Genomic DNA, 26,597 nt, shown 5'->3' on the forward strand with positions numbered 1-26,597 from the left:
AAATAAATCTTTTTAGAATACCCCTATCAATTTTCCATTGACCTGTATCCATGAATTTTCAGATCCGCCCTGCTCAAGCTTCTGACCTAACTGAGATTATGCGTATTTATAATCATGAAATTGCAACAGGTTTAGCAACATGGAACAGCCAATTAAAGACTTTCGCAGATTACCAGCAGTGGTTTCTAGAATTACAACAACAGCAATTTCCACTTTTTGTTGCTGAAGAAACAGCGACTCATGCCATTGCAGGCTATGCCGATTATGCAAGCTTTAGAGCAATCAACGGTTATCTATATACAGTTGAGCACTCTGTTTATATCGACCCAGAATTTACTCGACAAGGGCTCGGCAAACGCTTAATGCTGAAATTGATTGAACATGCTCAACAGCACAATATCCACGTTATGGTTGCTGCAATTGACCACGAAAATACTGGTTCGATTTATCTACACCAACAACTCGGATTTAAACAAACAGGTTATATGCCACGAGTCGGACAAAAATTTGGGCAGTGGCGTGATTTGGTGTTGATGCAATTAAATTTTGATTAAAATAGAGCAGTATTTATACAGCATCCGTCGTAAATTTTTTTGTCGTTTTTTCAAAATTTATTGTATAACCATAAACAATATTGCTGAACTTCAGAGCGAATATCGATGAATAAAATTATAATCAGTCTATTGGCACCATTTGCATTGATACTTAATACAGCAAGCCATGCTGCTGACTACGATGAACAAAATATAAAACAGGGTTGTGCCAAACTCAGTCAATATCGTAAATTGGGACAAAAATTTTACGACCAGAAAAACTATAAAAAAGCGCTTGATCAGTTTCAAAGACAAGCATCTTGGAGTGCTTTTTGTCAGTCTGTGGGTGAAGAAGAGGCTGGTATTCGGGTTTCAGATAATGACATCGACATTGCCAATAATAATGTGGGTTTAACGTATAGCAAACTCAATCAACCCTTATGGGCAAGAGCGTGGTTTCAAATTAAACCCACAAAAACCAGTCAATTTAATTTAAAAAAGTTAGTAACACCAAAACCAAACAATGACTTAACAGGAGAATATGCCAGTTATGCAGGTTTTGGCGAATGGAACAATATCACCATTAAAAAACGTGATCAGAAATATCTCATTCAGTTCACTGGTCTATGGATGGGTGCTCGAAGTCTCATCTATGGTCCAAATATTGGCGAATTTGAAACAGAAATGCCACTTCATGCCAAGAAAGCAAGCTATCGTTTTGAAAATTGTCAAATTGACATCAATTTCACTTATAACGCCTCTTTAGGCAATTTTATTAAAGTGAAAGAATTAAATGAACAAGCCGATTGTGGCTTTGGGATGAATGTTTCATCAACAGGCTATTATCAGAAAGTTGAGCCTCAATAATATAGGGTTTAACCACACCTCCCTTGACTCAGGGAGGTAAACAAAATGTTTTCACGATTCTGTTAAATTGCCACTAAATCACGAATCCCCTTTTCAGGCATTTCTTCACCGATGCCTTGTGCAACCACTTGACCACGTGCCATCACGGTATAGTTATCGGCCAGCTCCTCGGCAAAATCATAGAATTGCTCGACCAGTACAATCGCCATTTCGCCACCATCTGCCAATTTTCGAATCACTCGACCAATATCTTTAATAATCGAAGGCTGAATTCCTTCGGTCGGCTCATCTAAAATCAAAACTTTCGGCTCCGATGCTAAAGCACGTGCAATGGCTAATTGCTGTTGCTGCCCACCCGATAAATCACCGCCACGGCGATGTTTCATTTCGTCTAAGACAGGAAAAATTTCATATAAATGCTCAGGGACTTTACGGGTTTTTGCACCAGAAAATTTTGCCATGCCAATCAAAATATTTTCCTCTACTGTGAGTGTAGAAAAAATATCTCGCCCTTGAGGAACATAGGCCAAACCCGCGCGTACACGCTGTTCAGGGCTCATTTTAGCAATGTCTTTGCCATCCAATAAGATTTGCCCAGACTTAATCGGTAAAATTCCCATCAAACATTTTAATAAGGTGGTTTTACCCACACCATTGCGTCCTAAAACCACAGAACACTCACCAATCGGCGCAGTTAAAGTCACATCACGGAGAATGTGACTGCCCCCATAAAATTGATTGACGTCTTTTATTTCTAGCATATTGCTCCCCTTAACGTCCTAAATACTTTTCAATCACATCTTCATTGGCTTGTACTTCCGCCAAAGTTCCTTCGGCTAGAATGGCACCTTGTGCCAGAACCGTAACTTTCTCACTAATGGTGTCGATAAAGCTCATATCGTGCTCGACCACAACCAAGGTATGATTCTTTTTTAATTCCAAACATAACTCTGCTGTCCGTTCAGTTTCAGCATCGGTCATTCCCGCTACAGGCTCATCCAACAAGATCAGTTTAGGTCGTTGCATCAACAGCATGCCAATTTCAAGCCACTGCTTTTGTCCATGTGATAACAATCCCGCAGGCTTTTGAATAAACTCTTGTAAACGAATCTGTTGCAAAGATTCATCCAAAGCCAACTGTGCATCGGGACTTAACTTGCTAAAAAAACTTTTTTTCACAGTTTTGTCTTTTGGTGCAGCAAGGAGCAGATTTTCCATCACGGTAAAATTTTCAAATACAGTTGGTTTCTGAAACTTACGACCAATACCCGCTTCTGCAATTTGCTCTGTACTCATTTTGGCAAGATCATAGTTTTGACCAAAAAAGGCAGAACCTTCGGTAGGGCGTGTTTTACCGGTGATGACATCCATCAATGTGGTTTTTCCCGCACCATTTGGTCCAATAATGCAGCGCAACTCCCCTTCTTCAATGTAAAGAGACAAATCATTTAAAGCCCGGAAAGAATCAAACCATACACTGACTTTTTCTAAGTAAAGTGCAATACCATGGCTGAAATCAGCACCTTCAGCTTTAGGACGACCATAGCCCTCACCGATTTGACCACCATGTTGCGAATTTAAGCCCAAATCTGACAATAGCTCTGACATTAGTGATCCTCCTTTTTAAAGCGCTCAAGCAATCCAATCACCCCTTTAGGGAGGAAGATGGTTACAACGATAAATAATGCACCAAGGATCAATAACCATATTTCAGGATATGCAACGGTAAAATAGGTTTTAACTCCATTGATCAGACCTGCACCTAGAATTGGACCAATCAATGTGCCACGACCACCTGCTGCAACCCAAACCGCCATTTCAATCGAATTCACAGGATTCATTTCGCTTGGATTAATGATGCCTGCTTGTGGGACATACAATGCACCAGCAATTCCGGCAATCACCGCTGAAAGGACCCATGCCGACAGTTTGTACCACAGGGTACGATAGCCTAAATATTGCAACCGGTTTTCGCTATCACGGATTGCCCCCAACACTCGACCATAAGGCTTATTCATTAAACTACGTAAGCCGATAAAACTCAGTAACAACACTAAGGCAGTAAGGAAACACAATGTTGCTCGCATAGAAGCAGAGGTAATATCCATCCCAAGAATGGTTTTAAATCCAGTAAAGCCATTGTTCCCACCAAAACCTGTTTCATTGCGGAAAAACAACAGTGCTGCAGCAAAAGTCATAGCTTGGGTGATAATCGAAAAGTACACACCTTTAATTTTGGAACGGAAGGCAAAGAATCCAAAGATAAAGGCAATCACACCAGGTACCAAAATCACCAAAGCCAAAGCCCATAAGAAGTGCTGGGTTCCGACCCAATACCAAGGTAACTCAGTCCAACTGAGAAAACGCATAAAGTCAGGCAATTGCTCGCCTGCTGACTCTCGCATCAGGTACATACCAAAAGCATAACCACCCAAAGCAAAATATAATCCATGGCCTAAACTCAGGATGCCGGCATAGCCCCAGACCAGATCCAAAGCTAGTGCAACCAAGGCCAGACACATGATTTTGCCAATCAAAGTCACCCAATATGCTGAGAGGTGTAATGCTGAATCTTGTGGCAACACATGAAACCACGGCAGAATCAGCATCACAGCGAAACATACAGCTATGGCGATTGCACTATAGGGTTTATCTGAAAGTAATGATGTGATTTTCATAGGCTTACTCCACAAAACGACCTTTGATAGCGAATAAACCTTGTGGGCGTTTTTGAATAAACAGAATCACAAGAACCAAGAGAATAATTTTGGCGAGCACTGCGCCCATACCAATTTCGAGTATTGTTCCACTCACACCTAAACCTAATGCGGCAAGCACTGCGCCCCAAACTTGACCAACACCACCCACTACAACCACAAGGAAAGCATCAATAATATAGTTTTGCCCTAGGTCAGGTCCGACATTACCGACTTGTGCCAAGGCACAGCCTGCCAGCCCTGCAAGTCCTGAACCCAGTCCAAAGGCCATCATATCAATTCGTGCAGAACGAATACCTACAGCACGTGCCATCTGACGGTTTTGCGTGACTGCACGGACGAATAAACCGAATCGGGTTTTATTGAGTAGATAAACCAGTAAAAGTAATACAGTGATGGTGAAGACGATAATGGCAATACGGTTATAGGGCAGCATCAAACTAGGTGTAAGCGAAATTCCACCTGAAAGCCATGAAATATTTGATACTTCAACATTCTGTGCACCAAAGATCATCCGTACCAATTGCATCAAAATAAGGCTGACACCAAAGGTCGCCAACAAGGTTTCTAACTGACGGCCGTATAAGGGACGAATCACGGTTCGTTCTATCAGCATACCAATTAAAGCACTGACTAAAAATGCTGCTGGAATTGCTGCAATCAGGTACCAGTCGACATAAGCACCCAAATGGATTTTAAAGAAACTTTGCACCACATAAGTGGTATAAGCACCGATCATAATCAACTCGCCATGCGCCATATTGATCACCCCCAGTAAGCCATATGTAATCGCCAGTCCTAATGCTGCAAGCAAAAGAATACTTGCAGTACTTAAGCCTGAAAAAACATGTCCTGTCCATTCACTTGCTTGAATTCGGGTTTTAATACTACTTTGCGCACTGACCAATGCAGCCTTTAATTCTGGATTTAAGTGTGGCTGTATTAGCGCTTGTTCGATGATCGCCAAAACATCAGGGCGACTAGAATCTTTTAGCGTTTTGACCGCTTGAATTTTGGTGAGTGTATCTGGACTATTAAAATCAATTCGTGCTTTTAACTGGGCTAAACGAGCCTTCACTTTATTATTTTTTTCATTGAGATAAAGTTGGTTGATGGCTTTGATATCCAACTCATCTAAATTGTTCTCCAAGATATCAATCGCAGCCAATCTCTGTGATGCATCTTGGGACTGTAACTTGATCTTCGCCTGACCAAAGTTCAAGGCTTTGTGCAAGGTGTTGACCAACGTCACTTGATTTAAATCACCTGGCCAATCAGTAATTGCCTGTTCATCTGGATAACTGAACAGCTTGTCTCCAGCTTTCATAATGTAGGTATTGCCTGAACTGTCGGTATAAAGCTCGTCGTTTTCGACATAAGCCACCAACTTATCAAGCTCGTCAATACTTGCCGGCCATTGATTCAACATCGCTCTTCGGTTTGAGAAATCTGCACGTACAAATTTTTGAATGGCATCATCATGACTTACCACTGCCTGAGCAGATGACGATTGCGCGCTATGCTCAGATTCAGCAAAAATCTGTTGAATAAGAAATAATTGAGAAATCGTAAAAAAAAGTGCTGCGAGTTTCAGTCTAAGTGACATGTGCAACTCCCCCTATTTTTGTTTAAATACAATGACCTTTAAAGTTTAGTCATCAGTTAAGCCCACTACGCATGTAGCAGGCTTTTGGGGTCGTAAAGTCTTTATTTAGGAATGTACGGGCTCCATGGTTCCGCTTTGATCGGTTGAGGGCTCTTGTAAACCACATCAAATTGCCCATCACCACGAATTTGACCGATCATTACAGGCTTATGTAAGTGATGATTAGTAGCATCCATACTTAAGGTATAGCCTGACGGTGCTTTAAAGCTTTGACCTGCCATTGCTTCACGGACTTTATCTACATCCGTTGTTCCCGCTTTTTCAACGGCTTGTTTCCACATATTGATACCCACGTAGGTGGCTTCCATTGGATCATTGGTCACCAATTTACTGGCATTGGGAAGCTTATATTCAACTGCGTATTGCTTCATCTTATTGACGAATTCGGTATTCACTGGATTCTTCACAGACATGAAGTAATTCCAAGATGCCAAATGCCCGACCAATGGTTTGGTGTCAATCCCGCGTAATTCTTCTTCACCGACTGAAAAGGCCATCACAGGAATATCCGAAGCTTTTATGCCTTGGTTACCTAATTCACGATAGAACGGTACGTTAGAATCGCCATTGATGGTGGAAATAACTGCGGTCTTTTTACCCGCAGCGAATTTCTTAATATTGCCGACAATGGTTTGATAATTACTGTGTCCAAACGGCGTGTATTCTTCCATGATATCTGCATCGGCAACGCCTTTAGACTTTAAAAATGCACGTAAAATTTTGTTGGTGGTTCGTGGATAGACGTAGTCGGTACCTAATAAGACAAAACGTTGTGCCTTACCTCCCTCTTCGCCCATTAAGTATTCAACAGCAGGAATCGCTTGTTGATTGGGTGCTGCACCTGTATAGAAAATATTCTTAGACTGTTCTTGACCTTCGTATTGCACTGGATAGAACAACAGACCATTGAGCTCCTCTACAACTGGTAACACTGATTTACGTGAAACTGAAGTCCAACAGCCAAAAATGACAGCGACTTTGTCCTGAGTAATCAACTGGCGGGCTTTTTCAGCAAATAATGGCCAGTCTGATGCAGGATCGACGACAACAGGCTCAAGCTTTTTCCCCATCACCCCACCTTTGGCATTAATTTCATTGATTGCCATAAGTGCCGTATCTTTAAGCGACGTTTCAGAGATAGCCATTGTTCCAGACAATGAATGCAAGATGCCCACTTTAATTGTGTCACCGCTTGTTGCAGTTGCCGATTTATTTTCTGTTGCGGGTTTCGCTTCCGTTTTATCTGCTGGTTTTGAGCAAGCTGTCAGCGCAATGCTCCCCATCATTGCCACAGCGAGAAGTGTTTTTGAAAACATTTTTTGTTGGAACATCATCTTTTTCTCTCCAAACCTTTTGGTGCATTTTTGAATGCGCGATTTTGCTTTTACCTGACAGGCTTAATTCAATTTTTATGCCAAGTGGAGAATTTGTGCTTTTATCGTTGAATATATTTCATGATAAAAAATAATAAAATCAAAATATTAGTCACTATTATTTTTATATAAATCGGACGTGCATTGATAAGCATTAAATGCCTTTCAACGACTCAATAGTGCGAGTGTTGATCAGGTGAAAGTGCGAGATTAAAAGTCATACTGGTCAAATTAAGTGCGATTTTTTTTATTTAAAATGAGCAATGAGGGTGCAAAAAATTGACCCAAAATTAAATTTTTAAGCTTTCTTAATGAATTTTGCTTTACAGCACCAAACGATTTTGACGTAATAATCCAATCCCTGAGATGGATGGAGCAGAGGTAAAAGAATAGGAGAAAAAATAGAAAGGCTATACAGAAATATTTTGTTTTACGAAGAATATAATTCTGTTTACATCAATGCGATATTTAAGAGGTATCAAAAAAATGATGCACTGAGGCATCATTTTTCAAATATGAATGAGTTCGATAATCAAACACTCAAATCAGCTAAGTTTCCTTTTTGCTCTAACCAGTCTTTACGATCACCTGACCTTTTTTTGGCAAGTAATTTATCCAGTAAACCTGTTGTGTGATGCGTGTCGTCCAAATCCAATTGCACCAAACGGCGTGTATTCGGATCTAAGGTGGTTTCACGCAATTGACTGGCGTTCATTTCACCCAAACCTTTAAATCGAGTAATTTGCGGGTTTTTAGATTTAACTCTCTTTAAGATAGCTTCTAACTCTTCGTTATCAAGCGCGTAGTAAACATCTTTGGCATCATCGATACGGAACAATGGTGGCATTGCAACATAAAGGTGTCCAGCATCGACCATTGCAGGGAAATGCTTGACGAAGAGTGCACACAGCAAGGTCGCGATATGTAAACCATCTGAATCGGCATCGGCAAGGATACAAATTTTGCCATAACGTAATTCGGAAAGATCATCACTGCCCGGATCTACACCGATTGCAATCGCAATATTATGCACTTCTTGAGAGGCCAACACCTCGTCAGAAGACACTTCCCAAGTATTTAAAATTTTCCCACGAATCGGCATGATCGCTTGGAAGTTTTTATCGCGGGCTTGTTTTGCAGAACCACCGGCAGAGTCACCTTCGACGATAAACAATTCCGATTCTTCAAGGGTATGACCGACGCAATCTGATAGTTTTCCGGGCAAGGTAGGACCAGCAACAATCTTTTTACGTTCAACTTTTTTCGCTGCTTTTAAACGGCGACCCGCTTTCGCAATCACAATCTCAGCCAATTGCATGGCCACTTCAGAGTTCTGATTCAACCAAAGCGCAAAAGCATCTTTGGCAATATTTAAAACAATGTTGGATGCTTCTCGGCTTGAAAGACGTTCTTTGGTTTGTCCTGAGAATTGTGGCTCTTGGAATTTAAGCGACAGAATATAATTAACCCCATCCCACACATCTTCAGCAGACAATTTGAGATTACGTGGCAACAAGTTACGTAACTCACAAAACTCACGCATCGCATCAGTAACACCTGAGCGTAACCCGTTTACATGGGTTCCTCCTTGTGCCGTTGGGATCAAATTCACATAACTTTCCTGAATTTGTTCACCACCCTCAGCATTCCAGCAAATTGCAAACTCAGCGCTGGCGCGTTCAGCTTCACCCGTTGCGACAAAGGCAGGATCTGGAATGATTTCACGATCTTGTAATTCATCCATCAAATAGTCGACGAGACCATTTTCAAACTGCCATTCAATTTTTTCGTCATTAATCTGATCAATATAATTAATTTGTAGACCAGCAGCCAATACAGCTTTGGCTTTGAGATTATGTTTTAACGCTTTTAAAGCAAATTTAGGTGAGTCAAAATATTTTGCTTCTGGCCAAAAATGTACTGTTGTCCCCGTAGCACGTTTTGGCGCTTTGCCTTCTAAAACCTCTAAAGGCGCAACAGGTTCACCATGTTCAAACGCCATTTTATAAAGATTGCCGTGGCGTTGAACTTCAACCTCAACACGATCAGACAAGGCATTGACCACTGAAATCCCTACACCATGCAAACCGCCCGAAAACTGATAGTTATCAGTGCTAAATTTACCGCCAGCATGTAATTTCGTTAGGATAATTTCAATCCCGCTTTGTCCATATTCAGGGTGAATATCGACGGGCATACCACGCCCATTGTCTTCGACCGACAACGAACCATCTTTATATACTGTAACAGTAATTTTATTGGCATGTCCTGCAAGTGCCTCATCGACAGCATTATCAATTACTTCTTGCGCCAAATGGTTTGGACGAGTGGTATCGGTATACATACCTGGACGGCGACGTACAGGATCTAGACCAGATAATACTTCAAGTGATTGGGCCGTATATTGAGACACGTTGAGTTTTTTCCTTTTATTTTACGGAGTATGATAAAAATTCCAGAATCATGGGTATTTTATCTGCAAAATCTTCCATCGCATGATTACCATGCATTTCTGTCATGATTAATGATGTGTGTGGAGCTGCACTATAATACCGTTCAGCGTCACGATAATCTAAAACTTCATCACCTTGTTGCAATAAGACCAGTATTTTGTCTGCATCTTGTACAAATGGCACGGCAATCGCTTCCAAGTAGTCAAGTTGTAAACGATCTAAAGTCCATTTTTCATTGATCTTATAGGGAATCTGTTCAATTCCAAATAAGTTACTGAACAATTGCCATGGTCGCATAGCTGGATTAATTAAAACAGCAGGCACACCATATTTTGCGACCAATTGTGTCGCATAAAATCCACCAAAGCTACTCCCCACCAGTACAACATCAGGCAATTTTTCAATGAGCGCTGAAATTTGATCTAAAACCAGTTGCGGATGTTGGTTTAAATCAGGCAAATGCACACTATGCGATGAATAGCATCGACAATAATCATCTAATTGTTGCCCTTTTATTGATAAAGGACTACTTTTAAAACCATGTAAATAAATAATATTCATTGAAAATAGTTTGCTTTTTTACCACCAATGTTTTAGTTTTTAATGTGATTTGAATCACATTATTGTTTTAATTTGTATATGTCGTGATATTGTCCGACAAAAAACTAAAACATAATCGCAATTATCGGTATTTTAAATAGCGTTCAGGATGAACAAGATAAGATGATTGCCTAGGGATTTATACATTGATCTACAGCAAAAATAAAGTCTTTGTTCCAGATCAATATGGATGAGGAAATAACAATGCCAAGCTTAACCCCTTTACACGAAACCTATTGTAAGTGGGATCGCTCGCCTCCAAGTCAGGCCGACGTATTAGAAGGTTTAGCGCAGTTAGTGAGTACGCCACTCAGTGGCATGGTTCAAGACTTCATCCAGTCGATTCAACGCGAAATGTTGCTGAGTATTTTTGGCTTAAGTAAACAAAAAGCCAAACGATTTCAGTCACGTCCAATTGTCGATAAATTCTATCAATTTGGTTATCACGCGTTGCAAAATTATGGTAGCCATCTGCTTGCTCCAGTTTTACGTAAAACCATTGAACGTTTTCCAAATTTGCATGATAAGCCTTTGACCTCCCATATGACTTTTTTAGTCAGTGCTTTAAATGGGGTATTGGGCGATTATTTGTTAGCGAGCCATAATCCTCTGGCACTCTCACCTGTACTCTATGATCATTATGGTGCATTACAGCAAGGTGATTTGGCTGGACGTGTAGTGATTTTCTCACATGGTTTATGTATGAATTATCAAGATTGGACCAACCGTAACAATGGCGGTATTGGTGAGAAACTATTGGCCCAGCGTGATCACAACACCATGTTGTATTTTCACTACAATACTGGGCGCAGAATTTCAGCCAATGGACGTTCATTAGCAAATCTTTTAGAAGACTTAGTGAAACGTAACCCTCGCATTACCAGTATTGATTTAATTGGGCACAGTATGGGTGGCTTGGTATCTCGCAGTGCGCTGTTCTATGGCAAACAAAACATGCACCAGTGGTTCCATATGGTAGAGAATCTAGTTTGTATTGGTTCTCCGCATCATGGTGCGTTATTAGAACGTTTCGGATTTGCCATGCAAGAGAAAGTGGGTAATTTTCCTATTGTTAAAATGATCAGTCATATCGTCAATATCCGCAGTAATGGCATCTTAGACTTGCGCTATGGAAGTGTTCGAGATGATGACTGGGAGCATAACAATGCTCGTATTGGTTTGATGGATGACAACCGTAAACCCGCTCCGCTACCCTCTCATATCAATACCTTTTTAATTGCAGGTACCTTAGAATTTGAAAACCGCAAAAACCGCACCTTAAAAGTGATTGGCGACTATCTGGTCAGTGTTAAAAGTGCCTTGGGTGAACATCCGAACCCACGTTTCCAGTTAAAATTACCTGAATCGCATAAAGCTGTGTTTTATGGCTTAAACCATCTTGAGATTCAATATCATCCTTTGGTTTCGGAACAAATTGCCAAATGGTTTTATCCGCACCATGATGAGTTGGCGGAAGAACAAATTCGCAAATATTTGATTAAATTAGAAAGTATGCAAGGGATTGTTGAAACCTAATCGTAAAAAAGCAGATCTTCAATCCGCTTTTTTCTGCTATTTCACTTCAATTTGATAAGACTTGTTCTGATGAGGATCAATCATGTCACCATATTCATCAAAGTTTGATTTTTCTGCACATTGTGTATCGATCATTAAGCCTTGATTTTTTGCAATAAAGCCTTGTTTTAATTCACAAGTCCAAGCTTTATTATAATTCTTTTGGCTAAGTTTTTTACCTGTTAAATCAAATTGCGTCACCTCAATGAGCGACTGGGCAAGCGTTCTAGCAGGATGGCTCTGTGATACGGACAATACGTAGTATCTGCCACCATGCAACTGACAGTCTTCAATTCGACTTGAAAAATAATCTGGATCGACAATAAATTTTTTAAATGGCTGAGCACCCAATTTTATATAGGAAATGTCGGCTGGGATAGTGTCATCAAATTCAGATTTAAACTGACAAGACACATCTTTACTGATCACAGTGACTAGCTTTGCAGAGACTTGTGCCGTTGACAAGCAGACTAGTATGCTGATCCCAGCTAAATTTATTTTATGATTTATGATTTTTCTTGATTTATACATCAATGAAGTTTATTTGAAAAAAAGGGCCAGTTTAGACTGGCTCTTGATGTTTTAAATTAGTACTTTCTAAACAACTGCCACAGACTGATCAATGCTAATACACTAAAAAACAATAATGACCAAACGGGTAAAGATTGTCCTAAAAAAGTCCAATCGACCATAGCACATTCGCCAGAACCCTTAAGGACATTTTCAAACACCGCTTTTAAAGGCAATGTATTTACCCAATAGTCTAGACCTGGCCCACAACTTGGAACCTGATCTTTAGGTAAGTTCTGTAGCCACACGTGGCGAGCGGCAACACCAACTGACCAAGAAATTGCAGCGAAACCCAAGAAGCTATAAATGCGTTTAAATACATTTGTTTTTGGGTTATGCAAAAAGGCAATCAGTGAAATTAGCCCTAGGCCAATCAATCCAATACGTTGAAATACGCATAATGGACATGGCTCAAGCCCTTGTACATGCTCTAAATAGAGCGCAAATGACATACCAATCACACTTGCCAAAAATAAAAGACCACTTACGAAGCGATAACTACGCCATTGCATGGAACTTCCTCATTATCTAATCAATGCTTTATCTAAATTTACTCAGATAATCCTCGAAACTTATACTTGTATTTTGTTCAAGTTGCTGTTGTTCTGCGAGAGATGTTCGAGTAAGCCCCTCAAAATACGCTAAAGTTTCTGGACTTAATACATGTTGTTCGTAACTTTGGATATGCTGATTGGCCATATAGCCACCAAAATTCCATGTACCACCTTGCTCTACAGTATCGGCAATCACATGCGCAGATAGTGTTTCATCCACATCATCAATACGTGTTTGCATCACTATCATCGCTTGGCGATATAAATCCGTTGAATAGGATTGATTTAATAAATCTGCAAGGGGTTGCATGGCGGTGACATGCTGTTGAATCCACCCAAGTAATGGATATTCAACACCTGCATCAATGATTTTCGCATTTGGTGCACGACCACGATTGACCACTTCAGCTTGGTTTTGCTCAATAATATCTTGTTCTTCATCCCATAGATCAGGGCTTTCTTTCAGCAAACAATACAACGCAACCACTTCCAAGAAGCCTGCTGTATCTTCATCAATACCTATTGCACTGTATGGATTTACATCTACCGCGCGTAATTCCACATAGCCGATCCCACGATTTGACAAGGCCTGAGAAGGAGTTTCCCCTTCTTGTGGCACTTGTTTTGGACGTACTAAGCTATAGTATTCATTTTCAATTTGTAAGACGTGATCATTAATTTGAATCGGCTTACCATTGGCATCGTTTAAACCTAAATGACTAAACTGTGCATAAGGGGAATTAACCGCTTTTTGTAATTCAGCCACATAACTTTCTAAATTGTTGTAATGAATACCCAATTGTTTTTGTGCGGAATTTTGATAACCAAAACGCCCCATGCGCAATGCTGTTGCATAAGGTAGAAATAATGTGCCTTTAATTAAAGGCAACAATTGATGTTCACGCCCTGTCATAAAGCATTTACAGACTGAAGGGCTTGCACCTACTAAATACATCACTAGAGGAGTTAAACGAATAAAGTTACGGATTAACCCAAGATAACGATGACTGCGATAATCTTGCAGGCTTAATGCTTTAAGTGCTTCATTGCTTTCGTGTTGTTGTAATTGTTCAAATAACGCATCTGGAAAAGATACATTATAGTGCACACCCGAGATTGTCTGCATACGGCGACCATAACGAATGCCTAGGCCATGACGATATAAAGTTTTAAATTGACCAATATTAGATGTGCCATATTGCGCCAAACGAATATTTTCTTCTTTGTCATCCAACATACATGGCATGGACAAAGTCCACAACTTTTCACCATTTTCTAAATGACGATGCACAACAGCATGTACATCTGTTAAAAAGTTTAAGGCTTCAGGAATGCTTTCTTTGGGAGGGGTAATAAACTCCATCAAAGCTTCTGAATAATCTGTGGTGATATGCGGATGTGTTAGGGCTGAGCCTAAAGACTGAGGATGATCAGCCTGTGATAAAAAGCCATTACTTTGCATACGCAGGCTTTCACGTTCGATGCCACGTAACATGCCTCTGAATAAGGTAGAATCCACCCAATTTGGTACTAATGATTGGGAAATCGTTTCGGGTTGACTCATACTTACTCGCTTATCTTAAAGAATTTTTTAAAATAAAATGTTTTGATGCCCGCAGTATAACGTTATTTATCGATATACACGTATAAGCATCGTTGTTTTAAATCAATTATTCATTTTATTTCGGAAAAGTTTTTAACACAAACTACCTCTACAAGACATTTAAAATTTGTGATTTTATAGAAAAATCATCACTAAAGAATTGTAACTACTATGAATTATCAAGAAATTATCGATTTTTGGTTTAGTGAAGAAACTCAGCCATTTTGGTTCGCTAAAAGTGACGCATTCGATCAAACTTTGCACCAGCGATTTGCACATACCTTAGATCAAGCCAAACATTGTGAACTATGGACTTGGCGCGCCACAGCAGAAGGTCGCTTGGCTGAAATTATTGTTTTGGATCAATTCTCGCGTAATTTGTATAGAGATCATGCTGAATCTTTTGCACAAGATGCCTTGGCACTTGCGTTATCACAAGAAGCCATTCAGCTAAATTTAGATCAGCAATTAAGCCCTGAACAGCGTTCATTCCTGTATATGCCATTTATGCACAGTGAATCAAAAATTATCCATATTCAAGCTTTACAACTTTTTGAAGAGTTGGGCAATCCACTCAATCTAGATTTTGAGAAAAAGCATAAAGTGATTATTGATCGTTTTGGGCGTTATCCTCACCGTAATCAAATTTTAGGGCGAAGCTCAACGGTAGAAGAAATTGAATTTTTAAAACAGCCAAATAGTCATTTTTAATCCTATTCATTTTCATCTAAACAGCTTATGCAGAAATATTTTGCATAATCTGTTTTAGTACCTTATCTAAATCATAATGACCCACAACAATCATCAACTTTTAGAAAACATAGCTGTGTTTAATAATGGTATTTTCAATCATTTCAGCATGTATGGACTTTAACTGCTGTTCACGCGAGTCAAAACTTGGAAAGAGCGGTATGCCCTTTCCAAGAAGAACAGGCATGATAAAAACTTCTAAGGTATTGAGTAGCTTCTGTTCAATAAAGGTATTCTGCAATTGTGTTCCACCGACAATCCAGACATTACCGTTATAATTCTGTTTAAGGTGCTCAACAAGTTCATCCACACCTAAGTTCCACCGCGAAAGCGAGGCATGAGTTAAAGCTAAATCAGGATTAGAAGTGACGATAAATCCTTTCTGGTCTGGATAAGGCCACGCCTCACCAAAAGAACAAATCACTTCATAGGTTTTACGCCCCATAATCACAATATCGATATCTTGGATAAAATCATCATATCCACAATCAATACTTTGAAATGGCGCTAAAAAATCTACAGAACCATCTAGTGTTGCAATATAGCCATCTGCGCTTGTTGCAATATAGCCTTTGATTTGAATACTCATTAATTTCTCTATAAACAAGGTCCATTTTTATTATGGATCAAATACGCATAATACTGGGCTTACTGTTTAAACTTTATGTGAACAACCATTTTCCCTGATCGATATCATCTTGAATTAACAAAATTCTTCTTGAAATTCATTGTCAGTCCATCAATTTAGAACAATATACAGTGGATTAAAAATTCATTAAATTCCATCCAGAAGAATGGAAAGGAGAGACACATGAACAAAGTACTCATTGGTCTGGTTATTGCGGTGGCACTCACCTTCACAGGTTGTGCAACGACCCCTAGCAAACCGCGTACCTTTGACCAGCTTGGACAATACACCACGGTACCTCTCAATGATCATAGCTATCGCATCAGTTTCCAAGGTAATAGCAATATGAGTTTTGGAACAGCTGAAGAAATTAATCTTGTCAAAGCTGCACAAACAACGCTTTTAAATGGATTTACTTACTTCAAGGTTTTAGATGACCCAAGCAATCGAACTCAGCAACCGCCTCGTAAAGCAGTAGTTTATCCGTCATCAAACTACTATCCATATGGCTGGGGCTATCGTCGTCATCCTGTGTTCTGGAATGACCCATTTTATGATATGCCACAAGTCGTGACCATTGACCCTGTTCAAATTTCCTATACGATAGAATGTTATAAAGATAAAAAATCATCGCCGAATGATGCATTTGACGCTCGTCTGATTTTGCAATCTTTAGGACAAAAATATGGTGTTAGTCCGACAGGACAAGTACTGCAACCACAGCCTGATGCGGTAACATCAACGAAATAAAAATGCAGAAATCTATTTAGGAAAATGAATGAGCGGAATTGAACAAAGTGAAGTTCTTAATGAAATTCCAAACTTAGATCGAAGCAAACGCTTTGCGACCATCGCCTTGGTGGTGGCTGTTGTCGCATGGTTTGCTTTGATCATTTCCGCCAAACTGATGCCTGAGTACGCTTGGTTTATTCATATTCTCATGCTGGGCGCTGAAGCTGGCGTGGTCGGTGGCTTAGCCGATTGGTATGCGATTACCGTATTGTTCCGTAATCCCTTTGGGAAAATTCCCATTCCTAAATTTCTAAAAGATCACACCGAAATCATTCCACGTAATAAAGCACGTATTGCGGAATCGATGGGTAAATTTGTCCAAGAGAATTTTCTATCTCCACAAATTGTTGAACGTAGTTTAAAAAGTATTGATCTTAGTTTTGCTGTCGGTCAATGGCTGGCCAATCCTAAAAATAACGGTCAAGTGGTGGACGTAATTCAGCAAACGGTTCCGAAAATTTTTGAATTTGTGGGGCAAGACCAAATTGGACGCTTTATTCAAAACAACAGTGTTCAATGGGTTCGAAATACTCGAATGAACCAATTGGCAAGTGAAATGTTGCGCGCAGTTTTAGAAAATGATTTTCATCAAGATGTATTACAACGTGGACTGGATATTGCCCATGAATGGATGATGACCCATCCTGAAAAAACCCGTGAAATCACTCAAACTATGTTTAAAGAGCTTGGTGTTTCCCGTCTTGCTAAAGGTGCCAGCTGGATTGGGATTGATGTTGAGCAACGGACCATTGATTCAGTGATTGAAAAAGTGGAATCCATGCTTGCTGATCACGAGCATCCTATTCGTCAAAAAATTGAAGAAGCTGCACATGAGCTTATGTTGCAATTGGCGGATAACAATAGTCATGCCAGCATAAGTTTAAATGAAACCAAGAATGCTCTTTTAGACAGCGAACCGGTACTCAACTTTATTACTGGTGCCGTGGTGATTTTATGTGATGCGGTTAAATCTGACTTGCTTAAAGCAGACTCGGGTATTGCCATGAATTTACGTATCGCCATTCAACAGCTTGGTGAAAACTTGATGCAAAATCAGTCTGTACGAGAATTATTGAATGATCGAATCAGCGGAATTGCCATCAATTTAAGTGACCAATATAGTGAGAAAGTGATTAAATTTATTAGTCAACGTATCCATGAATGGGACTCTACCGAAATGATCGCCAAGATTGAAAATGAGGTAGGTGGTGATTTACATATGATCCGTGTCAATGGTGTTGTAGTAGGCGCATTTATTGGTCTAAGTTTAGGTGTGATTCGTGCTGTGATTGATTTTGCGATTTAAGAATACAATAAAATGGATTCTATCTTAGGTATTTGGCTAATCGTGATGAATCATATTTAAATCATAAAAAAATGGGAGTCTAGCTCCCATTTTTTAGCACTGGACTTTTTATCAACTGTATCAATCAATCGCATAATTGATGGTCACGACAACACGCGCAATTTTATTAATGGTGGCTTTGTCATAAGCACCGCCATAATCGCTATCATCATCAGAACCACTTTCAGGTAAAATATAAAACGCTCCCTGACTTGCAGAACGCATCGCACCGACTTTTACCCCTCCGACCTTTGCAAACTCATTGGCGCGACTATGCGCATTTTTAGTTGCATTGGCGATCAATGACATTTTTATTTCTTCTAGGTTTGACACTAAATACTGCGGTTTCTGCTCGATGGATATGCCTTTTTCATCTAATAAATAAGCATCTTTTGCTGCTTTTTCAATCTTTTGAATATCACGACTATCAATCACCAACGACTGCATCGCAGTATAACCTCTAAACTCACGGGTAACTTTCCCATCTCCCTGATTAACTTCCTCATAATAGGGTTGAGAGCTTTTATTACCCAATTTCATTTCTGTTGCCTTAAATCCACGCTCAACAAAGAAATCTTGTAACGCTTTTATTTCTTGATCCAACAATTGATAGGCGGCTGAAACACTGTCTGAAGCATGACTGGTTTGCAGATGAATTTCCCAGCGTGCTAAATCCGCTTGTATGGGTTTTTCAGCCAACCCTTTGACGACTATTGAATTTTTTTCTCCATTAAACTGCTTAAGTGCATAGCCCAAGACACTTGCGGAAATAATGAATCCTAAACTTAGAATGAGTGCAAAGACCCATAAAGTTTTATATGTGATTGATTTATTTTCCATTATTGTAGTATCGCTAAAATTATTATAAATAAGTTATAGTCAGGATCCTACCGCAAGTCAACTTACTTTGACTCTATAAACAATATTGCTTTATGGTTTGCATCGCCTATAAAGATTAGACTTCTTTCATAACTCACTTTTTACTCAGTTCTAGATTATAAATTCCTGCAATCAAATTGAACCTTAAGCCAAGCCTTTTCCCTCTATTTCGATAACGCTCTGCAAGAATTTTGAAAGTCTTTAATGTTCCAAATACATGCTCAATCCCTATTCTTCTTTTATTAATTTCTCGATTATATGTTTTTAGTAAAGAATCTAATTCACAACGTTTTTTAGCCTTGCACGGTAACAAGCTATTGGGATATATAGTATAAATTCCTTAATAACCTTTATCTGCCAGAATAAATGAATTTGTTGGGACTAAATGCAGATTGCGTTTGAACAGTTCAAAGTCATGTACAGCGCCTTTGCTCATGCATAAACTTAGTATTTGCTGAGTTTTACAGTGAATAATCGCTTGTACCTTAAGCGTATGAGTCTTTTTCTTACCACTATAGCTTTTCTTCTGTTTTTTTAGGTCTTTGAATTGGAGTTTCTGTAGCATCTACAATCACCACATTCCAGTCTATACCTTCACCTTCGGGGATATCTTTGGGTAAATTAAACAAACCTGACTGGATTAAACTATCTTCAACTTGACGAACAATTCTGGAAGCTGTTGGCTCTGATACACCATAACTTGCTGCAACATGAAATAAGGTTCGGTATTCTCTCCAATAGCTTAAGCAGAGTAGTACTTGATCTTCAAAACACAGTTTCGGTGGTCTGCCTTTAGATAGAATTTGCATCTGCATTCGTTCAACCATTAGAGAAAATGTTGAACGAGATATGTCTGTATAACGCTTAAACTGGGAATCAGAAAGCTTTTTTGAATCGAGATATTTCATACACAGATTATGATTGAAAATCATAAATTTTTCAGGATAAATATTCATCAAACGATGAGTATTTTTTGATTTATGAAAGAGGCTTACTATTAAAATCAACACCAAACTGATTAAAAATATTAGTTTTTTCATAAAAATTTCTTAATTTAAATCATCCAAGATTTTTAACATCTTTGTATCAACTTGATCAAAATCTTGTTTACTTTTAAAAGCATTTTGATGAACAATTTCAGGACTTGAAGCAGTTTCACTTGAAGATAAATAAGCAATATTTTCAGACATATTTATAAATATTTTGATATCAGTTTTATTATCACCCATGACTAAACCATTGGTATATTTCATTTTTGCGTACTGATTTTTATATTTTGCATAGATATAATAATCACTAAAAGTGTTTATATTTTCTTTTTTATAACTTTGCATTCTCCCATCTTTAAATAAAACAGTATAATTGCTAGTTTTTCCTATGTATTTTTTTAATTCATGTCCATCCAAAAGATACCCATACGGATTTACCACCAACTTTAAATCTTTATTATCTATAGATTTATCAAAGATAATATCTACTTTTGTTTCATAATTCTGCGAAGATATGTTTGAGCATGAAACCATAACTATTAATCCTATAAAAATTGTAAATAACTTTAAAACCATAGTTAAATCCTTAATCATTCTTAGAAGCTTACTTCTTTTATATTAGGTATAGGATAATGATGGTTACCATGATCATTGAATTGCTTTTGAAAAGCTCTTTCAATCAATTTTCCATTTATATATTTTTTCATAGGTTGGGCTGGTGGAAATGGTAAAGGTACACCTCTAGTAGCTCTTAAACCATCACCTGGCATTGATCCAACCATATATGTAAAATTCACATGCCAACCTTGGTCATCATTTCTTAGAATACTTGAATCTCTTTTATCTGGATAAAAAGATGGTTTGGCTGGCGCAGATTGTCCCCACACTTCAATATCTCTAAAATTAACACAATCAGATAGATCTTTAGCAAAGATTCTTGCACCTTTCACATCTGTAGCTGTGTTGCAACCAAACATTATAAATTTGGATTTATTAGCCCACTGAAAATCTATACTGCTCCATCCTGATAAACCCATCTGTTTTATACTTACTGGGTCAACCGTACACGCAGTAGAGCCTGTAGGACCATCAAACCATGCATGAGAAAAAATACTTACTTCTTTAACCTCAACATGACCAATCCCCCCTCTTTTTGTTATAGAGCTAGCCACTGTAGTAATGATTTCCGCTATATCTTGTATTGGCACCAAAAAGACTAAATGTTGATCTTTATCAAACCATGCTTCATTTTTAATATTTATACGCCTTGTTATTGCCGAGTACATCATCAAATTGTCACCTCGAGCATTTCCTGTTGTATAGAACAAAAGAAATAATTGTTTTTTTCTAGTAATTTTAATATGTTGTGTATTATTTGCTTGAGTAGAAGTTCTTGCTGTTGAAGTCTTTCTTGGTGGAATACCCATTTTTATTTTAGCTCCAAATGAATTTGGACGTCTTTTTCTTCATTTGAAAAGAATGTAGATGAGTAACCATCCTTATCCGTCATACCTTGTATTTCTGATCCATTCGGATAGATTGCTGTATATGGCGTATTTTTATAAGGAATTCCATTATCATCAGTAAATAAATATCGTAAATTGTATGTAGTACCTTCAGGGAGGAAAGGTAATCTTGTTTCCACCTTTGCCCCGCTCTTAAAAATATGCTGCCCAGCTTTTACTTCAAACTTTGCTGGAGTGATTATAGTTATCCCATTTTTATTGATAATAATTTGAGAACCACCTGCCATAGCCCACCTTTTTATTAAGTTTTTATAAAATTAGTTGTAAATATAGTTTAATATAAAAATTCAATAACTCAAAACTTACAATAAAATTATGACTTTTATCATTGCGATACAATTAAATGACAGCGCCATTATTGCAGCAGACAATAAGAAAATTGTTTTAAAAGAAACAACGGAAAGCCAATTCAACATAGAAATGGCTTCAAAAATTTATCCGTGGGATAACGGTATCATTACAGGTACGGGTGAAGGCTACGTTGTCAGTAGATCTATTGAATTATTTAAAAAATTAGCGCATTCCGATCTAAATAAACGTCCTCAATGTCTTGAAGTTTCAAGGCAGATGAGAGAGTTAGAAATTGGAAAAGAATGTTTCCAAGTAGAAAATACGAAATTGTTGTGTTCGAGATATAGCGAACATGGTGCACAACTCTATAAAATCGAGCGATTTGATCCATTACAACCTTACAACTTGATTGCTGTTAAACCACTGGATATATCGGTTTGGCTCTTTCACCCCAACATTGAGGCAATTTCAACAGATCTACAATATCTCTATAGAGATCTCGAAGACTATTCATCTTTCAGCAATGAAGCGGATTGGATAAATTATTACATCAATCGAATAGCACCGATTTATCAGAAACAAAGCCAGTATGATCCCTTAATGAGCCAAAGCTTTGATATATTTTTTCAAACTAAGGATAAGTACATCTTTGTTCATGTTCCAAATACTCAGGATGAATCTTTAGAAGTAAAATGCTTGTAACTAAGCTATAAACATTAGCGTCATACAATTCTATGTTTTGACATCATATGTTGAAAATATTTTATAACATAAAAGGATTTATAAAATTTTTTGATATTGTAAAAATTGGATTAAAAAGCGTGGAACGTGAAAAATCAATCAAAAGCCGTTCTAGTGCGCTGAACTCTAGAACGGCTTTGACTAAGATATTGATGCTTATAGAGAAATTTAAAGTATTTCGCATAAGCTGTATTATATTAATTTTAGGTGAACTAAGTAATTAGAGATTTGCATTAAACCTATTAGTAATCTCAGTTTTCCATTGTGGAGCCGTTAAACTCTCTCTTAGTTCTAAGGTTCCGTCTATCATTTCTTTTAAGCTAAAAATACCTGTTCTCACTTGGTTTCTCTCTATTAGCGATTCCAAATATCTTTTAAAACTTTCTAAAGTTAATGGCACAATTTTCACATCCATAAGTTCTTCTTGATGATACCAAGCCCCATGCCTAAATGTCTCTGCTGTATTGGTATCTATAGTAAGTGCAAGGAACAAACCATAAACATCTTTATCAGGTGTACTTACGGTTTCTAAAGCAATATGTCGTCTTACAGGTTCACCTTCAGCAGCCTCCTGTCTAGAATTCGAAGTTAATGTAACTTCTCCAAGAATTTTAAAATTTTCATACTCAAAGATTACATCAGCACCGCCACCAGGAGCATTATGAATAGGCTTAAAATCCTGATCCACCTTAAATCTTCGACATTGTTGAGGTTCAATAATCAAGTGATTTAAAGCTAAGAATGCTCTCCATAATACCCATTCAAAATATGCTGGTCTTTCTCCAGATGGAATAGAAATTTCTTTATCACCAATCTCCAAAGATGATGTTCTATGTGAAATCAATAATTGCATATACCCTAGAATTTCATCCCATTCATTTTTTTGATTTTGAGCAAATTTTTTCTCATTGTTTTCGAAAAGTAACTCTTCAAGATGATATCTATAGTTTTTAATCTCACCTATTGCAGCATGGTTAATAGAACTATTTTGTTCAAACGTAATTCTATTTCGTTGTAATGTTTCTTCTAATTGAGCAATTAATAGTACATTGGTTTCTTGATTATCTGTTGGTAGTGGAGCACCAGTTTGAATTTTTAATTCAGAAGAAGTTATATCAAAAAATTGATACATTTCTAGTAGTTTATCAATAACAAGTTTTTTATCTTCAATAAAGGCTATACCTTTTCCTGAAGCTGTAAACAAACCTGTAGCTTTCAAATATCTCAAATTAGTATCAGCATAATCTTTTATACTAGAAGCACTAATAGATGCTTGCGCTGACTTAGATTCATATAATTCTCTATCAAATTTCTTTTTTGATATAGCTGATTGTCGACTCGCTCGGATAGAAATTATTTCATCAACAGATTGATCTATATCACTATAGCTAAAAGTTAATTGAATAACTGCAGCCATTTCGTGGAATGAAACTTTACTAGTCCCTGTTCTATCTTCTAATCTCTTCATGATGTGAAGTGTTAGCATTAAAGGAGAAAAATTCCCCATTGGACCTTCTGAATTTTGAGATCCAAACGAATATAAAATTAATGATCTTAAATAGCATTCCTGATCAGACTGTAAAGTCTGACTATTAAGAAGATTTCTACCATTTTCAGTTAAAACATAAATTTGATTAAATTTTTCTATAAATCCCAACTTTTCTAAAGCTGAACGCCATTTTCTACCAACACTATATGTAGTATCACTAAAGCCAGAGATATCCTCTGCTTCAAAACTAGAACTAATAATTCCACCATCAACTAATGCTTTACAGAATACTAATTCTTTCTCCCTGGATCCTCTAATATCCCCATTAGTTGAAGCAAAAACTTTAAGCCCATCAATTAGTCTAAATGGGCTACGTACTGTTGTATTTCCAAAAAGCCACGTACTCATAATTATAAAAAAGGAATAAAAATAATATTTTATTCCTTTTTCTCTTTAGTAAGCTACAAATAAGTATTCTTGAACTACATTGCGATTGTCTCCAATCTTAGTAGCTTGATTACCAAAGGAATATTTATAGTCTATTGGTATCACATCTACATTTTGCTTATATTTACGTAAGATGGCTAACATTTCATCCATGTTTGGAAGACTATTAGATGAGTACGAAATAAGAAGTATATTTTCCTTATACTTCTCAAAGAGCTTATCAAAAGCTACATAGACATCCTTTCTAGATGAAAAAGGTGTTGGATATGATTTAAACTTTTTTGTCTTTGTGTGTTCTTGAATCTCTATTCCTTGCCAGTCTAAAGATAACCCTTCTACAAAATGGTAACGTCTAACGTATTCATTATCTGAACAGATAGAATAGTATGGAGGATCCATATAAATTAAACAATTTTTCGGTAAATCAATGTCTAAAGCATTTTCTCGATGTGAAATATTTGATTTCCCATTGTCAAAAATAGCGTTATTTATTAGTTCTACAGCATTCAAAAATTGCTCTTCTAGGCTTAAAACTAAGTCTTTACGCCCATCATCATAACGATGCCCTGTATACGTAAAGATTCCACGAGGTCTTTTTTTCATACATGCACGAATCAATGCACTTCTAGCAATCGCTTGTTCGTATTCATTATCAAGAGTCTTAAGATTAGATCGAATAATATCAATCAATAAGTTTTCATCATCAGAAAAATATAAGTCTTTAAATTTTGTCTGCACAAAATCGTTGATTAGGTTCTTTTGCACTAACAGTGACTTAGCTTTTTCATGACTCAAGGTCACATGACTATTCTCTACCATCGCTTTTGTGAAAGTGTGCGACATATTCATATAATCATTCGTTATTACCTGACGACCTAATGTTTTAAACAAATAACTTACTATGCCTGAACCAGAGAATAAATCTACTAATGTTGCTACATCAAACTGTTCAACGATACCTAGAATATAAGGAAGCAACTTCTGCTTGGATCCCATGTATCTAGTCGATGGATATAATTGCACTTGCTCAGGTAGTGATGAAATTTTTTCTAAATCCAAACTAAATATCTCATTTTTTTCAGTATTTGAAACTATTACATCCTCACCTTTTCGTGTTTTAGAATCACATGAAATATGCCTTTTTGTCTGAATAACTTCATACTTAAACCCTTGATAGAGATTTTCAACTATAGGATGATTTGAGTTAGTCAAATAAACATGACATCCATTATCACTCAAAGCTTTATATGCTTTAGCTAAGTTTTCATGATCTTCTAAATAAAATTGCTCTTTAGTATATCGTTTGAAATCTGAAAATTCTGAAATAGGCACATAAGGAGGATCTAAAAAAATCAAATCATTTGGACAAGCAAAATTTTCTAAAACGTTCAAATAATCAGAACAAACGATTTTTGCCTTGGATAATAAAATAGAAGCTGCTCTTAAATTATCCTCATCTAAAATCTTAGGATTTTTATATTTTCCAAAAGGAACATTAAATTGTCCCTTTTTATTGACTCTATACAGACCATTAAAACAGGTTTTATTTAAATAAATTGTTCGAGCAGCAGCTTCTACAGAAGATAACTTTTCCCTATCTTGAGAGCGAACTTCATAAAACATTTCTTCAGTATTGCTGAATTTTTTTAACTCACCAATTACAGCATCAACATCATCTGCAACGGTACGATATAAGTTAATCAGTTCAGGATTACTATCAGCAATTACGGCATTCTCAGGTTGTAATGCAAAAAAGACTGCTCCTCCACCAAAGAAAGGCTCAATATACTTTCCATAAGAGTTTGGAAATCTAGGTAAAATAGAATCCAACATTTGCGTTTTACCACCAGCCCATTTAAGAATCGGCTTACACTTAACTTTTTTTGGCGTAATATCATTACTAAAGTTAACGAAGAGAGGCTTATTCATTAGTTATACCTCCTTCATCAGCGACACAGTCATATTCTTTTAATTTTTCAAAAACTTCATAAAAATCTAAACCTTGATCTTTCATGTTAGAAATCAATGAAATAATAATAGCTATATGTGAAGGTATCTCACCCCTTTTATGATAATTAGTTAAAGAGTTTGGATTCATTTTCAATAGCTCAGCAAACTCTTTTATGGTAAGACCAGCTTTACCAATTAAACGCTGAAATTCTGAATAAGGCATATTAAGCATCTAAAAATATTTCAAACCATTATAGCA

At 37.4% G+C, this 26,597-nt stretch carries 26 protein-coding genes and 1 pseudogene; 7 read left to right on the top strand and 20 right to left on the bottom strand.

Annotation, left to right across the window (positions count from 1 at the left end; translation table 11 throughout):
* The first annotated feature begins 50 nt into the window (after window positions 1-50).
* Together AC4CVF_RS18080 and AC4CVF_RS18085 are read left to right on the top strand one after the other, a co-directional pair.
* A complete protein-coding gene (locus AC4CVF_RS18080) occupies window positions 51-554 on the top strand; it encodes a GNAT family N-acetyltransferase (RefSeq protein ID WP_419326934.1) in 504 nt (167 codons plus the stop codon).
* A 105-nt stretch (window positions 555-659) separates the two neighbouring features.
* Entirely contained in the window at window positions 660-1,400 is a 741-nt protein-coding gene (locus tag AC4CVF_RS18085; protein ID WP_336952494.1) for a hypothetical protein, read from the top strand.
* A 62-nt stretch (window positions 1,401-1,462) separates the two neighbouring features.
* Here the strand turns inward: AC4CVF_RS18085 and urtE are convergent, their stop codons facing one another.
* The 7 genes from urtE to AC4CVF_RS18120 all read right to left on the bottom strand — a co-directional run bounded on the left by urtE (window position 1,463) and on the right by AC4CVF_RS18120 (window position 10,170).
* A complete protein-coding gene (urtE, locus tag AC4CVF_RS18090) occupies window positions 1,463-2,161 on the bottom strand; it encodes an urea ABC transporter ATP-binding subunit UrtE (protein ID WP_056517139.1) in 699 nt (232 codons plus the stop codon).
* A 10-nt stretch (window positions 2,162-2,171) separates the two neighbouring features.
* On the bottom strand, window positions 2,172-3,008 hold the full coding sequence (gene urtD, locus AC4CVF_RS18095) for an urea ABC transporter ATP-binding protein UrtD (protein WP_004718659.1): 837 nt from the start codon (window positions 3,006-3,008) through the stop codon (window positions 2,172-2,174).
* The gene (urtC, locus tag AC4CVF_RS18100; RefSeq protein ID WP_004718664.1) at window positions 3,008-4,078 is read right to left on the bottom strand and encodes an urea ABC transporter permease subunit UrtC; all 1,071 of its coding nucleotides are present in this window, start codon (window positions 4,076-4,078) and stop codon (window positions 3,008-3,010) included. The genes urtD and urtC overlap by 1 nt, the downstream gene beginning before the upstream one ends.
* 4 nt (window positions 4,079-4,082) lie before the next feature.
* Window positions 4,083-5,723: an urea ABC transporter permease subunit UrtB gene (gene urtB, locus AC4CVF_RS18105; RefSeq protein ID WP_490789793.1), complete on the bottom strand. Its 1,641-nt coding sequence runs from the start codon at window positions 5,721-5,723 to the stop codon at window positions 4,083-4,085.
* 101 nt (window positions 5,724-5,824) lie between these two features.
* Window positions 5,825-7,114, bottom strand: a complete 1,290-nt coding sequence (gene urtA / locus AC4CVF_RS18110; RefSeq protein ID WP_336952598.1) for an urea ABC transporter substrate-binding protein — start codon at window positions 7,112-7,114, stop codon at window positions 5,825-5,827.
* Window positions 7,115-7,688: 574 nt separating this feature from the next.
* Window positions 7,689-9,569, bottom strand: a complete 1,881-nt coding sequence (gene parE, locus AC4CVF_RS18115; protein WP_004718669.1) for a DNA topoisomerase IV subunit B — start codon at window positions 9,567-9,569, stop codon at window positions 7,689-7,691.
* Between the two features lie 16 nt (window positions 9,570-9,585).
* Window positions 9,586-10,170, bottom strand: coding sequence for a YqiA/YcfP family alpha/beta fold hydrolase (locus AC4CVF_RS18120; RefSeq protein WP_336952498.1), 585 nt, complete (start codon window positions 10,168-10,170; stop codon window positions 9,586-9,588).
* Window positions 10,171-10,413: 243 nt separating this feature from the next.
* On the opposite strand from AC4CVF_RS18120, the gene AC4CVF_RS18125 reads away from it, so the two are divergent.
* Complete coding sequence (locus AC4CVF_RS18125) at window positions 10,414-11,745, top strand: PGAP1-like alpha/beta domain-containing protein (RefSeq protein WP_419360603.1); 1,332 nt, start codon at window positions 10,414-10,416, stop codon at window positions 11,743-11,745.
* Window positions 11,746-11,781: 36 nt separating this feature from the next.
* On the opposite strand, the gene AC4CVF_RS18130 is transcribed toward AC4CVF_RS18125, so the two are convergent.
* The 3 genes from AC4CVF_RS18130 to gshA all read right to left on the bottom strand — a co-directional run bounded on the left by AC4CVF_RS18130 (window position 11,782) and on the right by gshA (window position 14,472).
* On the bottom strand, window positions 11,782-12,249 hold the full coding sequence (locus tag AC4CVF_RS18130) for a hypothetical protein (RefSeq protein ID WP_419326930.1): 468 nt from the start codon (window positions 12,247-12,249) through the stop codon (window positions 11,782-11,784).
* A 122-nt stretch (window positions 12,250-12,371) separates the two neighbouring features.
* Complete coding sequence (locus tag AC4CVF_RS18135; protein WP_336952501.1) at window positions 12,372-12,866, bottom strand: disulfide bond formation protein B; 495 nt, start codon at window positions 12,864-12,866, stop codon at window positions 12,372-12,374.
* A 28-nt stretch (window positions 12,867-12,894) separates the two neighbouring features.
* A complete protein-coding gene (gene gshA, locus AC4CVF_RS18140; protein WP_419819765.1) occupies window positions 12,895-14,472 on the bottom strand; it encodes a glutamate--cysteine ligase in 1,578 nt (525 codons plus the stop codon).
* Between the two features lie 210 nt (window positions 14,473-14,682).
* On the opposite strand from gshA, the gene AC4CVF_RS18145 reads away from it, so the two are divergent.
* The gene (locus AC4CVF_RS18145; RefSeq protein ID WP_336952503.1) at window positions 14,683-15,222 is read left to right on the top strand and encodes a DUF924 family protein; all 540 of its coding nucleotides are present in this window, start codon (window positions 14,683-14,685) and stop codon (window positions 15,220-15,222) included.
* A 100-nt stretch (window positions 15,223-15,322) separates the two neighbouring features.
* Here the strand turns inward: AC4CVF_RS18145 and AC4CVF_RS18150 are convergent, their stop codons facing one another.
* On the bottom strand, window positions 15,323-15,850 hold the full coding sequence (locus AC4CVF_RS18150; protein WP_336952504.1) for a dihydrofolate reductase family protein: 528 nt from the start codon (window positions 15,848-15,850) through the stop codon (window positions 15,323-15,325).
* Between the two features lie 222 nt (window positions 15,851-16,072).
* On the opposite strand from AC4CVF_RS18150, the gene AC4CVF_RS18155 reads away from it, so the two are divergent.
* Both AC4CVF_RS18155 and AC4CVF_RS18160 read left to right on the top strand, forming a co-directional pair.
* On the top strand, window positions 16,073-16,639 hold the full coding sequence (locus tag AC4CVF_RS18155; protein WP_336952505.1) for a CC0125/CC1285 family lipoprotein: 567 nt from the start codon (window positions 16,073-16,075) through the stop codon (window positions 16,637-16,639).
* A gap of 28 nt (window positions 16,640-16,667) precedes the next feature.
* On the top strand, window positions 16,668-17,987 hold the full coding sequence (locus AC4CVF_RS18160; protein ID WP_336952506.1) for a DUF445 domain-containing protein: 1,320 nt from the start codon (window positions 16,668-16,670) through the stop codon (window positions 17,985-17,987).
* A 120-nt stretch (window positions 17,988-18,107) separates the two neighbouring features.
* On the opposite strand, the gene AC4CVF_RS18165 is transcribed toward AC4CVF_RS18160, so the two are convergent.
* From AC4CVF_RS18165 to AC4CVF_RS18190, 6 genes and pseudogenes are all read right to left on the bottom strand, one after another.
* Complete coding sequence (locus AC4CVF_RS18165) at window positions 18,108-18,866, bottom strand: SIMPL domain-containing protein (protein ID WP_336952507.1); 759 nt, start codon at window positions 18,864-18,866, stop codon at window positions 18,108-18,110.
* Between the two features lie 133 nt (window positions 18,867-18,999).
* A pseudogene (locus AC4CVF_RS18170) lies at window positions 19,000-19,470 on the bottom strand (transposase family protein).
* Entirely contained in the window at window positions 19,418-19,720 is a 303-nt protein-coding gene (locus tag AC4CVF_RS18175) for a transposase family protein (protein ID WP_490789794.1), read from the bottom strand. Before AC4CVF_RS18175 ends, AC4CVF_RS18170 begins: the two are co-directional and overlap by 53 nt.
* 234 nt (window positions 19,721-19,954) lie before the next feature.
* Window positions 19,955-20,470 carry a hypothetical protein gene (locus tag AC4CVF_RS18180; protein WP_490789795.1) on the bottom strand — a complete coding sequence of 172 codons (516 nt, stop codon included), beginning with the start codon at window positions 20,468-20,470 and terminating at the stop codon, window positions 19,955-19,957.
* A gap of 20 nt (window positions 20,471-20,490) precedes the next feature.
* Window positions 20,491-21,321 carry a hypothetical protein gene (locus AC4CVF_RS18185; RefSeq protein ID WP_490789796.1) on the bottom strand — a complete coding sequence of 277 codons (831 nt, stop codon included), beginning with the start codon at window positions 21,319-21,321 and terminating at the stop codon, window positions 20,491-20,493.
* 2 nt (window positions 21,322-21,323) lie between these two features.
* On the bottom strand, window positions 21,324-21,647 hold the full coding sequence (locus AC4CVF_RS18190; protein WP_490789797.1) for a hypothetical protein: 324 nt from the start codon (window positions 21,645-21,647) through the stop codon (window positions 21,324-21,326).
* Window positions 21,648-21,735: 88 nt separating this feature from the next.
* On the opposite strand from AC4CVF_RS18190, the gene AC4CVF_RS18195 reads away from it, so the two are divergent.
* On the top strand, window positions 21,736-22,413 hold the full coding sequence (locus AC4CVF_RS18195; protein WP_490789798.1) for a hypothetical protein: 678 nt from the start codon (window positions 21,736-21,738) through the stop codon (window positions 22,411-22,413).
* Between the two features lie 259 nt (window positions 22,414-22,672).
* Here the strand turns inward: AC4CVF_RS18195 and AC4CVF_RS18200 are convergent, their stop codons facing one another.
* From AC4CVF_RS18200 to AC4CVF_RS18210, 3 genes are read right to left on the bottom strand one after another with little or no spacing between them, the layout of a single operon-like run.
* On the bottom strand, window positions 22,673-24,349 hold the full coding sequence (locus AC4CVF_RS18200) for an AlwI family type II restriction endonuclease (protein WP_490789799.1): 1,677 nt from the start codon (window positions 24,347-24,349) through the stop codon (window positions 22,673-22,675).
* 45 nt (window positions 24,350-24,394) lie between these two features.
* Window positions 24,395-26,317 carry a Dam family site-specific DNA-(adenine-N6)-methyltransferase gene (locus tag AC4CVF_RS18205; RefSeq protein WP_490789800.1) on the bottom strand — a complete coding sequence of 641 codons (1,923 nt, stop codon included), beginning with the start codon at window positions 26,315-26,317 and terminating at the stop codon, window positions 24,395-24,397.
* Window positions 26,310-26,561, bottom strand: coding sequence for an XRE family transcriptional regulator (locus tag AC4CVF_RS18210; protein WP_490789801.1), 252 nt, complete (start codon window positions 26,559-26,561; stop codon window positions 26,310-26,312). Before AC4CVF_RS18210 ends, AC4CVF_RS18205 begins: the two co-directional genes overlap by 8 nt.
* Window positions 26,562-26,597 lie beyond the last annotated feature (36 nt).

It is taken from the genome of Acinetobacter sp. LipI_19, assembly GCF_058242925.1.

Bases quoted from the DNA above. Each gene is read 5' to 3' on its own strand.
- AC4CVF_RS18150 (WP_336952504.1), bottom strand. From the start codon at position 15,850: ATGAGTATTCAAATCAAAGGCTATATTGCAACAAGCGCAGATGGCTAT.
- AC4CVF_RS18200 (WP_490789799.1), bottom strand. From the start codon at position 24,349: ATGAGTACGTGGCTTTTTGGAAATACAACAGTACGTAGCCCATTTAGA.
- AC4CVF_RS18125 (WP_419360603.1), top strand. From the start codon at position 10,414: ATGCCAAGCTTAACCCCTTTACACGAAACCTATTGTAAGTGGGATCGC.
- AC4CVF_RS18135 (WP_336952501.1), bottom strand. From the start codon at position 12,866: ATGCAATGGCGTAGTTATCGCTTCGTAAGTGGTCTTTTATTTTTGGCA.
- AC4CVF_RS18205 (WP_490789800.1), bottom strand. From the start codon at position 26,317: ATGAATAAGCCTCTCTTCGTTAACTTTAGTAATGATATTACGCCAAAA.
- AC4CVF_RS18165 (WP_336952507.1), bottom strand. From the start codon at position 18,866: ATGGAAAATAAATCAATCACATATAAAACTTTATGGGTCTTTGCACTC.
- AC4CVF_RS18120 (WP_336952498.1), bottom strand. From the start codon at position 10,170: ATGAATATTATTTATTTACATGGTTTTAAAAGTAGTCCTTTATCAATA.
- AC4CVF_RS18085 (WP_336952494.1), top strand. From the start codon at position 660: ATGAATAAAATTATAATCAGTCTATTGGCACCATTTGCATTGATACTT.
- AC4CVF_RS18180 (WP_490789795.1), bottom strand. From the start codon at position 20,470: ATGGTTTTAAAGTTATTTACAATTTTTATAGGATTAATAGTTATGGTT.
- urtC (WP_004718664.1), bottom strand. From the start codon at position 4,078: ATGAAAATCACATCATTACTTTCAGATAAACCCTATAGTGCAATCGCC.
- AC4CVF_RS18190 (WP_490789797.1), bottom strand. From the start codon at position 21,647: ATGGCAGGTGGTTCTCAAATTATTATCAATAAAAATGGGATAACTATA.
- AC4CVF_RS18155 (WP_336952505.1), top strand. From the start codon at position 16,073: ATGAACAAAGTACTCATTGGTCTGGTTATTGCGGTGGCACTCACCTTC.
- AC4CVF_RS18185 (WP_490789796.1), bottom strand. From the start codon at position 21,321: ATGGGTATTCCACCAAGAAAGACTTCAACAGCAAGAACTTCTACTCAA.
- urtD (WP_004718659.1), bottom strand. From the start codon at position 3,008: ATGTCAGAGCTATTGTCAGATTTGGGCTTAAATTCGCAACATGGTGGT.
- AC4CVF_RS18175 (WP_490789794.1), bottom strand. From the start codon at position 19,720: ATGCAGATGCAAATTCTATCTAAAGGCAGACCACCGAAACTGTGTTTT.
- gshA (WP_419819765.1), bottom strand. From the start codon at position 14,472: ATGAGTCAACCCGAAACGATTTCCCAATCATTAGTACCAAATTGGGTG.
- AC4CVF_RS18080 (WP_419326934.1), top strand. From the start codon at position 51: ATGAATTTTCAGATCCGCCCTGCTCAAGCTTCTGACCTAACTGAGATT.
- AC4CVF_RS18195 (WP_490789798.1), top strand. From the start codon at position 21,736: ATGACTTTTATCATTGCGATACAATTAAATGACAGCGCCATTATTGCA.
- urtB (WP_490789793.1), bottom strand. From the start codon at position 5,723: ATGTCACTTAGACTGAAACTCGCAGCACTTTTTTTTACGATTTCTCAA.
- urtE (WP_056517139.1), bottom strand. From the start codon at position 2,161: ATGCTAGAAATAAAAGACGTCAATCAATTTTATGGGGGCAGTCACATT.
- AC4CVF_RS18145 (WP_336952503.1), top strand. From the start codon at position 14,683: ATGAATTATCAAGAAATTATCGATTTTTGGTTTAGTGAAGAAACTCAG.
- AC4CVF_RS18160 (WP_336952506.1), top strand. From the start codon at position 16,668: ATGAGCGGAATTGAACAAAGTGAAGTTCTTAATGAAATTCCAAACTTA.
- AC4CVF_RS18210 (WP_490789801.1), bottom strand. From the start codon at position 26,561: ATGCCTTATTCAGAATTTCAGCGTTTAATTGGTAAAGCTGGTCTTACC.
- urtA (WP_336952598.1), bottom strand. From the start codon at position 7,114: ATGTTCCAACAAAAAATGTTTTCAAAAACACTTCTCGCTGTGGCAATG.